11 protein-coding genes and 1 pseudogene are annotated in these 10,921 nt (G+C 61.1%); 6 read left to right on the plus strand and 6 right to left on the minus strand.

From position 1 onward, the window contains the following. Positions 1–27 precede the first annotated feature (27 nt). The 3 genes from PMI25_RS24275 to PMI25_RS24285 all read right to left on the minus strand — a co-directional run bounded on the left by PMI25_RS24275 (position 28) and on the right by PMI25_RS24285 (position 3,308). Positions 28–1,074 (minus strand): class I SAM-dependent methyltransferase, encoded by a 1,047-nt coding sequence (locus PMI25_RS24275; RefSeq protein WP_007962403.1) that lies wholly within the window; start codon positions 1,072–1,074, stop codon positions 28–30. Positions 1,075–1,269: 195 nt separating this feature from the next. Beyond that, complete coding sequence (locus PMI25_RS24280) at positions 1,270–2,571, minus strand: ATP-binding protein (protein WP_007962405.1); 1,302 nt, start codon at positions 2,569–2,571, stop codon at positions 1,270–1,272. Beyond that, on the minus strand, positions 2,568–3,308 hold the full coding sequence (locus PMI25_RS24285; RefSeq protein ID WP_007962407.1) for a response regulator: 741 nt from the start codon (positions 3,306–3,308) through the stop codon (positions 2,568–2,570). Before PMI25_RS24285 ends, PMI25_RS24280 begins: the two co-directional genes overlap by 4 nt. A gap of 298 nt (positions 3,309–3,606) precedes the next feature. On the opposite strand from PMI25_RS24285, the gene PMI25_RS24290 reads away from it, so the two are divergent. Then, positions 3,607–3,870, plus strand: coding sequence for a DUF2790 domain-containing protein (locus PMI25_RS24290; protein WP_007962410.1), 264 nt, complete (start codon positions 3,607–3,609; stop codon positions 3,868–3,870). A 43-nt stretch (positions 3,871–3,913) separates the two neighbouring features. On the opposite strand, the gene PMI25_RS24295 is transcribed toward PMI25_RS24290, so the two are convergent. Beyond that, positions 3,914–4,375 carry a GNAT family N-acetyltransferase gene (locus PMI25_RS24295; protein ID WP_007962414.1) on the minus strand — a complete coding sequence of 154 codons (462 nt, stop codon included), beginning with the start codon at positions 4,373–4,375 and terminating at the stop codon, positions 3,914–3,916. A 228-nt stretch (positions 4,376–4,603) separates the two neighbouring features. Here PMI25_RS24295 and PMI25_RS24300 point away from each other — a divergent pair, with 228 nt between their 5' ends. Together PMI25_RS24300 and PMI25_RS24305 are read left to right on the plus strand one after the other, a co-directional pair. After that, entirely contained in the window at positions 4,604–4,876 is a 273-nt protein-coding gene (locus PMI25_RS24300; RefSeq protein ID WP_007962415.1) for a DUF4242 domain-containing protein, read from the plus strand. Positions 4,877–4,906: 30 nt separating this feature from the next. Further along, entirely contained in the window at positions 4,907–5,719 is an 813-nt protein-coding gene (locus tag PMI25_RS24305; RefSeq protein ID WP_007962416.1) for a class I SAM-dependent methyltransferase, read from the plus strand. Between the two features lie 120 nt (positions 5,720–5,839). Here the strand turns inward: PMI25_RS24305 and PMI25_RS24310 are convergent. Together PMI25_RS24310 and pcsA are read right to left on the minus strand one after the other, a co-directional pair. Then, a pseudogene (locus tag PMI25_RS24310) lies at positions 5,840–6,415 on the minus strand (EF-Tu/IF-2/RF-3 family GTPase); the annotation flags it as partial. Between the two features lie 246 nt (positions 6,416–6,661). Then, complete coding sequence (gene pcsA / locus PMI25_RS24315; RefSeq protein WP_007962418.1) at positions 6,662–7,384, minus strand: phosphatidylcholine synthase; 723 nt, start codon at positions 7,382–7,384, stop codon at positions 6,662–6,664. A gap of 250 nt (positions 7,385–7,634) precedes the next feature. On the opposite strand from pcsA, the gene PMI25_RS24320 reads away from it, so the two are divergent. From PMI25_RS24320 to PMI25_RS24330, 3 genes are all read left to right on the plus strand, one after another. Next, positions 7,635–8,402, plus strand: a complete 768-nt coding sequence (locus tag PMI25_RS24320; protein WP_007962419.1) for a tellurite resistance TerB family protein — start codon at positions 7,635–7,637, stop codon at positions 8,400–8,402. Between the two features lie 165 nt (positions 8,403–8,567). Next, positions 8,568–9,947: an iron-containing redox enzyme family protein gene (locus PMI25_RS24325; protein ID WP_007962420.1), complete on the plus strand. Its 1,380-nt coding sequence runs from the start codon at positions 8,568–8,570 to the stop codon at positions 9,945–9,947. Positions 9,948–9,957: 10 nt separating this feature from the next. Then, entirely contained in the window at positions 9,958–10,911 is a 954-nt protein-coding gene (locus PMI25_RS24330; RefSeq protein WP_007962421.1) for a methyltransferase, read from the plus strand. Positions 10,912–10,921: the final 10 nt, after the last annotated feature.

Raw genomic sequence — 10,921 nt, forward strand, 5'->3', positions numbered from 1 at the left:
TCCCTCGCCACAGGTGCCAACGGTGGTTTATTTGCGCGCCTCCAGAATCAGATTGAACGGCGTCTGCGTCGCCCGGCGGAAGTGCTTGAACCCGGCCTCGGCAAACACCTTGCGCAAACGCATTTCACCGGCCTGCGCACCCAGCCCCAGGCCAACTTCCTGGGACAGCGAATTCGGCGTGCAGATAAAGGTCGAGGCCGCGTAAAACAGGCGTCCGACCGGGGTGATGTTGTCGTCCAGCGCGTCGTTGGCAAACGGCTCGACCAGCAGCACCGTGCCGTCGTCCTTCAATGATTTGAATGCATGCCGGGCGGCGCCGACCGGGTCGCCCATGTCGTGCAGGCAGTCGAAGTAACAGATCAGGTCATAGTCGTCATCGGGGTAGCTTTTGGCATTGCTCTGGAAGAATTTCGCCCGGCTGCTGACGCCTCCTTCTTCGGCGCGCTGGGTGGCGACGGTGATCGACGGCGCGTGGTAATCGAAGCCGACGAAGCGCGAGTTGGGAAACGCCTGAGCCATGATCACCGTCGAGGCACCGTGGCCGCAGCCGATGTCGGCGACTTTGGCGCCTTTTTCGAGTTTGGCGACCACACCTTCCAGCGCCGGCAGCCATTCCGCGATCAAGTGACCTTTATAGCCGGGACGAAAGAAGCGTTCGGTACCGCTGAACATGCACGGATGGTGATCGCCCCAGGGCAGGGCGCCGTTGCCGCGCATGGCTTTGACCAGTTTGTCCTTGTCATGGAAAAACGAGGCCACCACGCCGAGCCCGCCGGCGACGTACACCGGCGAATCCTCGACCGCCAGCGCCAGCGCCTGTTCTTCCGGCAAACGAAACTGGCCATCGTGATGTTCCATGTAGCCGGACGCGACATGCGCGCTGAGCCATTCGCGGACCAGGCGCGGGTTGCAGGTGGTTTTTTCGGCGAGGGCTTGCGGGGTGATTGGCTGACTGTCGGCCATCGCCCGGTACAGCCCGAGTTCTTCGCCAACGATGACGTTCGCCAGCATCGCGGCGCCGCCCATGTCGTTGACCAGTTTGCCCATGAATGCGTTGAGTCGTGTTTCGTCCATCACGAGTGCTCCTGATACAGGATCACCGTCCGGTGGCAAAACGTTGTCGAGGCATGGGCCGCAGGGCGGTGGTCACAAAAGTGGGCAGGGCACAGCTGACGTCGTCCTGCATTCCCCCTCGACCGGGTAATGAATCAGTCTAGTCGGGCTGGGACAAGATGCAGCGTTTGTCCCATGCAGATTCCAGTGTGGGGATCAGCGCAGTGGCAGTTTCAGCTCCGCACACAGGCCTCCGCCCTCGCGGTTGCTCAGGGTCAGCGAGCCACCGAGGGCCATGGCCAGTTGCTGGGCGATGGCCAGGCCCAGGCCGGTGCCGCCGGTGCTGCGGTTGCGCGAGTTTTCCACCCGGTAGAACGGCTGCATGACCTGTTGCAACTCGGCTTCGGCAATGCCTGGCCCGCGATCGAGGATTTTGATGCAAAGACCGTCGTCGATATCGACCTGCAACTGCGCGGCACCGGCGAATTTCAGTGCGTTGTCGGTCAGGTTCACCAGCACCCGGCGCAGGGCCTGGGGACGGGTATCGATCACCGCCACGCTCTTGCCGCTCAGTTGCACGTCCTGGCCCATGTCCTGATAGTCGAACACCAGGCTGTCGAGGAACGAGTCGAGGTCGATGCGCCGGCTTTCCTCGGTCGAGCCGTGGATGCTGCGGGCATACGCTACGCCCTCGCGCACCAGATGTTCCATCTCGCCGAGGTCATTCCACAGTTTGTCTTTCTCGACCGAGTCGTCCATGAGCTCTGCGCGCAGCTTCATGCGGGTGATCGGGGTTTGCAGGTCATGGGAAATCGCTGCCAGCAGTTGCATGCGCTCCTTCAGGTATGCAGCGATGCGCGCCTGCATCGCGTTGAAGGCCCGTGCGGCGTAGGCCACTTCGGTCGGACCGCGTTCGTCGAGCATTACCGGGTGTGCGTTGGGGTCGAGGCTTTCCACGGCGTTGGCGAGCCGCGCGAGGGGGCGGATCGCGATGCGCACCGCCAGCCAGGTGCAGGCGATCAACAGCGCCAGTTGCCCGAGCAGTACCCCCGGCAGCCACGGCGACAGCGGCGGCATGGCCGGACGCACATCGATGGTCAGCGGGCTGCCGTCGCTGAGGCGCAAATGGGCCTGGAAGTGTTTTTTCTCCGCGGGAAAACGGCTGAAGGACAGCGGATGGGCGCCACCGATCGCACTGCTGATCGAGGTCGCGGCCACCGGGACCTCCTCGGCGTCGAGGGGGTCGCCGGGGTCGCCGTTGTCCAACCGATAATCGTAATTGGTGCGAGCCAGTCGTGGCAGCCAGGCGGGGCGCTCCTGCGCGGGCAAGCGGTCAAGGATCGCAACCGACGTCGAAACGTCGTTTTGCATATTGCTGAGCATGGTGCTTCTGGCGCTTTGGAAACGCTCGTAATACTGCGCGCCAAACGACAGGGCCTGGGCCAGGATCAGTCCGACCAGAAAGATCAGCGACAACCGCGAAGCCAGGGTGCGTGGCCAATGCAGCTTGAGACTCATGCCGAGGCTCCGAGGATCTCCACCGGCAGCGAGAACACATAACCCTCGCTGCGCACGGTCTTGATGTAGGCCGGTTCACGCGCATCATCGAGCAGGCGCTGGCGCAAACGGCTGACCAGCAGATCAATCGAACGGTCGAACAGATCGGCCTCGCGGCCCTGGGTCAGGTTGAGCAATTGATCACGGCTGAGCACCCGCTGCGGATGATCGAGAAACACCCGCAGCAAACGATATTCGGCGCCACTGAGGGCGACCAGCGTGCCGTCCTTGTCCAGCAGATGCCGGGCCGAGGTGTCCAGTTGCCAACGGCCGAAGGCCAGCAAGCGGCCGCTTTCGCTGACCACCAGATTCGGCGGCAGCATCCGTGTGCGCCGCAGCACGGCGTTGATTCGCGCCAGCAATTCACGGGCGGCGAACGGCTTGGTCAGGTAATCGTCGGCGCCCATTTCCAGGCCGATGATGCGGTCGGTTTCATCGTTGCGCGCCGTGAGCATCAGCACCGGCGTGGCCTTGTGTTTGCCCACGCGCAATTCGCGGCACAGCTGCAGGCCATCGTCGCCGGGCATCATGATGTCGAGCACAATCAGGTCGACGGTGTTGGCTTCGAGAAAACTGCGCATCTGCCGACCATCGGCGACCACGGTGGTGCGCAGGCCGTTCTTCTTCAGGTAATTGCCGACCAGCTCGCGGATCTCGCGGTCGTCGTCGACGATGAGAATGTGATCGACATGTTCCATCGGTGCAGAACCTCTATCAAAGGGCAATGCCGTGCAGTCTATCGAGCCTGCGCCGGCTTGCCTGCCCGGGTTTGTATTGCAGTGTATCTGGCGTAATGGCGGATACACACACACATGCAAAAACGCGATTTTTTCAGGGTTTTGTATCGCTGTGTATCTCCGGGCGGCGGGGATACACAGCGATTGATAACGGGCGTTTCCTGACATAGACGCGATACCTCACGCGCCTCAAATAGGCTCCATCGAGGCCTGCACAGCTTGCCTCGGCTCAACCCATACAAGCCTTGAGGAAACCACCATGACGCACAAAACCGTTGTCGCCGCCTGCCTGTTCGCCGCCCTGAACATCTGCACCCTGTCGGCCCGGGCCGAAGCCGATGTCAGCCCGCACACCTACACCTACGGCACGCACCTGGACATTCAGAAAGTGCTGTCGATGACCGAGGACAACGCGGTGACCTGCGGCGTTGTCGATGCGCGCATGACGTACCTGGATTCGGCCGGAAAAACCCAGGTGCTGGATTACCGCAAATTCGCCGACGGCTGCAACAACCAGAACTGAGTGCTCAGATGCATCGACAGTCACCGCCGCACACATCAATGGCTCACAGGTCGCGCACCATGAGCCATTGCTCGTTGTCCCACGCGTGAAAGCGCTCCAGCACTGTCCAGCCGCGTTTGGCGTAATAGTCCTGCTTGCTCTGGGTGTGCAGATAGAAACGTGCGAAGCCACGCTGTTTCGCCGCCTGGCTGATGCCGTCGATCAACCGTTCTGCCAGCCCTTGGCCGCGAGCTTCCGGGCGGACAAACACACATGCCAGCCACGGGCCGAGATCCGGACGCAGGGCCAGGTCCGCCCGGGCCAGTGCCGCACCGCCGAGCAGACGTTCGCCGTCCAGCGCAATCAGGCATGACCAGTCGCCATTGCTCTGGCCGGCAGCGAACTCGCGTTGCCATTCGGCCAAGGGTTGCTCGGCATATTCGTAGGCGAACTGGCGGTGAATCCACGCAGCGTAAGTGTCGCTGTGCTGTGGGTGATCGACGAGCCATTCAAGACGCAGGGACATGATGGAATCCATTCACGGAACACGGGAAGGCATAAAAGCCGATTGCCCCATGCAATGGCAATCTCGGAGTGTCTCGAGGCCTTTACAAAAAATCGCCACTCATCGGCCAGGCCGCGGTTTTCCGGGCTCTTCGGACGATTGGCAGGGACGCCATCGACCCTCGGCGCGATAGTGGATGAGCAGGGCCACTGCCGGCCCTGTCACTGATAAAAAGAACGCGAGGTTGCCATGCCGAAATTCGTGATTGAACGCGAGATTCCAGGGGCCGGAAAGCTGTCGCCGCAAGAACTTCAAGCCGTATCGCAAACCTCCTGCCAGGTGTTGCGTGAACTCGGGCCACAGGTGCAGTGGCTGCAGAGTTACGTCACCGCCGACAAAATCTATTGCGTCTACATCGCCCCTGACGAAGAGCAGGTGCGCGAGCACGCCAGGCTGGGTGGATTCCCGGCCAACAGTGTGGCGCGGGTGATGACGGTCATTGACCCGACCACGGCCGAGTGAAGCCCTCCAACCTGCTGCGGAGCACGATTGATGAGTACCCCCATTGATCTGACGGGTCTGAAAGAGCGCCAGAAAGTCGCGTGGGCCAGCGGCGATTACGCGGTGATCGGTACCACCTTGCAGATCGTCGGCGAAAACCTCGCCGAGGCCTGCGACCTGCACTGCGACGAGGAGGTGCTGGATGTCGCGGCTGGTAACGGTAATGCGACTCTGGCGGCGGCGCGACGTGGTTGTCAGGTGACCTCGACCGACTATGTCGCGGCGCTGCTGGAGCGGGGACAGGATCGGGCGCGGGCCGAGCATCTGGAGGTGATTTTTCAGGTCGCCGATGCCGAAGCATTGCCGTTTGCCGATGAGAGTTACGATGTGGTGCTGTCGACCTTCGGCGTGATGTTCGCCCCGGATCAGGCCACTGCAGCTGCAGAACTGGCGCGGGTCTGCCGAAGGGGCGGGCGCATCGGTCTGGCGAACTGGACACCGGAAGGCTTCGTCGGCCAGATGTTCAAGGTTCTCGGACGCCACGTCCCGCCCCCCGCCGTGGCCCAGCCGCCGTCGAACTGGGGCACTGAAGCGTGGTTGCACAGCCACTTCAATGAGCGCGAGTTTCTGCTGCAGGTCACCCGCCGCACCTTCAATTTTCGCTATCGCTCGGCGGCGCATTTCATCGACATTTTCCGCCATTGGTACGGGCCGGTGCACAAGGCCTTTGCGGCATTGCCACCGGAAAGCGCGCAGGCGCTGGAGAGTGATCTGGCGGATCTGCTGACCCGCTCGAACCGCGTGGGAGAGAAGTCGCTGGTGGTGCCGAGCGAGTATCTGGAGGTGGTCATCAGCAAACGCTGAATGGCGGAACACCGCCAAACCCTGTGGGAGCGAGCTTGCTCGCGAAGGCGGTGCGGCAGCCGAATATTGCTCTGCTGATACACCGCCATCGAGAACAGGCGCAAGCCTGCAGAAAACGTTTCACTCTATGATTTCGGTCACTACGCCCGAGCCGACTGTTCGCCCGCCTTCATGGATCGCGAAACGCAGACCTTGCTCCATTGCGATTGGCTCGGTCAGTGCAACGTTGAGTGTCACATTGTCCCCCGGCATTACCATTTCGACGCCATCAGGCAATTCGATCGATCCGGTTACATCAGCCGTACGGAAATAGAACCGAGGGCGATAACCCCTATAGAACGGTGTATCGCGACCACCCACATCCTTGGTCAGCACATAAATTTTTGCGCTGAATGTTTTGTGCGCCTGAATCGTTCCAGGTTTGGCCAAGACCTGGCCGCGTACAACATCTTCACGATTGATTCCACGCAGTAATATGCCTACGTTGTCGCCGGCATTCCCTTCATCAAGCAATTTGCTGAACAGTTCGATCCCGACACAGACAGTTTTTTTAGTTGCACTTAAGCCTACGATCTCTATCTCTTCATTAACTTTGATACGGCCTCGTTCAATTCGACCGGTCACCGTAATTCCTCTGCCAGTAATTGAAGAAACATTTTCGATCGGCATGAGAAATGGTTGATCCATGATTTTCACTCCTTTGAGTAGTGCGCCTGCGCAAGGTTAACCGGCAAGGAGTTATGAGGCTGCGCGCAAAATCAGAAGGTGTGAACTGTCAGAGTTGACAGGTTACAGGGGCAGGGAAGTGTGGATCACGCGTGATTGAATTTCTGGAGGCGTTGCTGGCGATAGTCGTTTCACAGTCGAGCACATTATGAACTGACCAGGACTATCGCGAGCAGGCTCACTCCTACAGGGGAAGGGGGGTTGGCAGGTCTGGCGCTATTTCAGGTGCGACCGATCAAACCACTCCTGCGCCGTACGCCAGATGCAGATCCCCAGAAAGTACGCCGACGCCAGCAACCACAAACCCATCACCAGCGGATTGATCACCGGGTGATTGAGTACCAGCGACAGGCTGCACAGCAGCCAGATTGCCGTCACCGCGATGTTGATCGGCATGAACCGGCGTACGCGGAACGGGTGCAGGAACTTCATGCGGGTCACGGTCAGCAGCGCCAGACCGATAATGGTCAAAAAGGTGATCCACGGCCCTGGATCGATGATGTACAGGCACAGGGCAACCACGTTCCACGCGGCGGGGAAGCCGACGAAGTAGTTGTCCTTGCTCTTCATGTTGACGTTGCAGAAACAGAACAGCGACGACACCAGAATCAGCGACACGCTCAGCAGCAGGGTGTAGTCGGGCAGGGGAATGTAGCGATAGATGAACAGCGCCGGGATGAACACGTAGGTCAGATAGTCGATGACCAGATCGAGGATCGAACCGTCGAAACTCGGCAGTACCGACTGCACATTGACCTTGCGCGCCAGTGCGCCGTCGAGACCGTCGACGATTAGCGCCACGCCCAGCCACATCAGGCAGTGGGTCGGCTGGTTCTCCAGCAGGGCGAGGGTCGCCAGAAAGGCTGTGACCACGCCGGTCGCGGTAAAACCATGGGCGCCCCATGCTTTGAGCCTGGCGATGTGTACGGTCGATATCACAGGGGCGTTCTCCAGAAAAATGAAGCATGCCGGGTATCACCCTCGGGCAAAGGGCGCCGGCAAACCGGGTCGGGGTTGCAGCTATCGACCGGTTTGGCCGGGTTAAGGTTCACCACCTTTGAATCTTAGCTGCCCGCACAAAAAATACCTCGGCGAAATCTGCCAGCGTCAGCCAAACGGTGCTGGCGCGCCGGCGTTGGCGGTCTATTGTTGCCTGACGCATTTATTGCCAATGGCTGAGGACGAGATCATGAACACCAGCGATTTGCTTGAACAACTGCTACGGGGTCAGGCCTCGGCGGGACAACAAGGTGCTGGTTCGGCCGGCGCTGGGCTGGGTGGATTGGGCGGTTTGCTAGGCGGTCTGTTGGGTGGCGGTGCAGGCCCCGGCGGCAGTGCGGTGCAGTCCGGAGGGCTGGGCGGTTTGGGCGGTTTGCTCGGTGGCCTGCTCGGCGGCAGTAGCGGTGGTGGCTTGGGCGGCGCGCTGGGTGGGGCACTCGGTGGCGGCGGAACACAAAGTCGTTCCGGCGGCACCAATTATGCGGCGCTGGCCTCATTGGGAATGATGGCGTTCCAGGCGTATCAGGCCTGGCAACGTAGTCAGGCCTCGGCGGCGCCACAACAGATCCCGCAAACGGCCAATCTGCTCGCCGGGCCCGAAGTCGAGGAACACAGTCATGCTGTGCTGCGGGCGCTGATCGCGGCGGCCAAGGCTGATGGTGAGATCGATGACCGGGAACGGCAGATGATCAATGGTGAAATCAGCAAACACACCGACGATCCGCAATTGCAGCAGTGGTTTGACACTGAAGTTGCGAAACCACTGGTCGCTGATGAAGTCGCCCAAGCCGCCCACGGCGACCCGGCCATGGCCGCCGAAATGTACCTGGTCAGCGTGATCCTGGTCGACGACCAGCAGGACGCCGAACGCAACTACCTGGATGAACTGGCTGCCGCGCTGCAGATCGACCCGCAGTTGCAGGTGCATCTGGAGGCTCAGGCCAAAGGTCAGGCCTGAAGCAACGTCAAAAATCGCGGTCTCGGGCAGCCCGTGCCGGGACCGCGATGCTCCGTCCGTCAGGGCAATTTTCATGTCGATTGAATTTTTCTCCGTAGCGGTTGCTCTGCTGATGTAGAGGCGTGAAACAACGCCCTGACCGGCCAACCGAACGAGAACACTGACATGACTGCCCTGACCCCTCTGCATGCGCCGAGCGCGCGGCAACAGCCCATCACTGCCGACGGTGACCTGCGGCGTATTTATGAGGCACTGTTGCTTGAGGATGCGCCTGAAACCCTCGCGCTGGATTTTCTCGCCGAGCAGTTGCAACGTGCCGCGCTGTTGCCCGAAGAACTTCCGCAGGATCCGTCGGCGTGGCAAAACTGGGTCGCCGGGCACTGCACGGAAGTTGCCCGCCAGTACGCCGATTACCTGCAACAGCGTCAGGCCGGCGGACCGCGTCAGTTCTTCAGCAACAAAGCCCATGCGCTGTACTTTCTGCAGGCTGTGGCACCGACCAAACTGGTCGATGGCGCGTGGCTGTACGGCTTGTTGTCGCAATGGCGCGACCCGCGTTTCGATGGGTTGCTGTGTACTTATCTGGAAGAACTGGGCGACGGTAATCCGGCGCAAAACCACGTGGTGATCTACCGCAAATTGCTCGCCGAACACGGCCTGCAGGACGCCAGCACCATCGCTGACGAGCGCTATCTGCAAGGCGCGCTGCAACTGGCGCTCGGCGCCTGTGGCGAAAGCTTGTTGCCGGAGGTGATTGGCTACAACCTCGGCTACGAACAATTGCCGCTGCACTTGCTGATCAGTGCCTATGAACTCAGCGAGTTGGGCATCGATCCGTACTACTTCACCTTGCATGTGACCATCGATAATGCCAGCACCGGCCATGCGCAAAAAGCCGTCCAGTCGGTGCTCGACCTGCTGCCGCTGGAAGCTGATCGCGACGAATTTCTGCGCCGGGTATCGCTAGGCTATCGACTCAACGACCTGGGGCAGGGCAGCCGCGCGATCATCGAAGGTTTCAACCTAGAGCAGGAAGTGCTGGCGATGCTCGAACGCAAGCGCCCGTTCGGTCAGCACATGCACTCCGACTACTGCCGCTTCGAAGGCAAAACCGTCAATCAGTGGCTGGCCACTCCCGAACAATTGCCTGGTTTCCTGCAGGCAATGCAAGACAAGGGCTGGATCAAACGCAACGAAGATCCGCAGGCCAGCCGTTTCTGGCAGTTGATCGACGGCGACGGCGCGGCAATGTTCGGCGTGTTCAGCCCCTATGAAAAGCAGCTGCTGCACGACTGGATCGCGGGTGACTGGACACCGGCCGAGCAACGCAAAGCACCACGTCGCAGCCGTCAGGTCGCCACCCCGGACGCCGCCGTGCCCGAACACGATCCCGATGTGCAGCGCCTGACATCAGCGCTGCAAGGTCAGGACGGACACGCGCAAATGGCCACGTTGATCCCGTGGCTGGCACCGGCCCGCCATGCTCACCCGGCGGGGCTGCTGGCGACACGTCGCTTCATCGAACTCAAATCCAGTCTGCGCTAAGGAAATCTCCATGAATCAGGAAGAACAACTGTCCGCCGATGACCTGACGCTGCTGCAGCTCGGCCGGCGCTTGCAGGCCGACGGCTACCGTTTCATCACGCCGACGCCCCTGACCCATCAGCGGGTCAATCAGCGTGACGAAGGGCAGGTGGCCGATACCCTGCGCGACGTGTTCGGCTGGTCGCGCCCGTTTGAACCGGGGTTACTGTCCGCCGATGAACAGCGGCAATTGCAGGAGGCCCAAGTGATTGACGTCTACGACGGCCGCTTGAAGAGCCGGGTGCGCTGGTCGAGCCTGGATGACTTGTTGTTCGTGCATTCCGGCTTTCCCACCGATGCCGCCGATTCGGTGTTTTTCGGCCCGGACACCTACCGTTTTGCGCAACTGATTCACGCGCATCTGCAACAAAGCTTTGCGCCGATTCAGCGCGCGGTGGATATCGGTTGCGGTGCCGGCGTTGGCGCGATTCTGATTGCCCGCGCACGGCGTGAAGCGCAGGTGCTGGCGGTGGACATCAATCCCGCCGCGCTGCGCCTGACCGCGATCAATGCGGCATTGGCCGAGGTTGCCAATGTCGAGGTGCAGGCCAGTGATGTACTGCAGGGCACCGAAGGCAACTTCGACCTGATTGTCGCTAACCCGCCGTATATGGCTGATCCGGCCGGGCGTGCCTATCGGCATGGCGGTGGCTCGCTCGGCGCCGGGCTGTCGCTGCGCATCGTCGAGCAGGCGCTCAATCGGCTGGCGCCCGGTGGCTCGTTGCTGCTCTACACCGGCGTGGCGATGGTCGATGGCCGCGATCCGTTTTTCGACACCGTGGTGCCGCGCCTGGATTCGACGCGATTCGGCTGGACCTATCGCGAACTGGATCCCGACGTGTTCGGTGAAGAGTTGTTGAACCCCGGTTACCAGCGCGTGGACCGGATCGCCGTGGTCGCGCTGACCGTGACCCGCATTGGCTGACACAAGGCAG

Source organism: Pseudomonas sp. GM30 (assembly GCF_000282275.2).
In the GTDB taxonomy this organism is placed as follows: domain Bacteria; phylum Pseudomonadota; class Gammaproteobacteria; order Pseudomonadales; family Pseudomonadaceae; genus Aquipseudomonas.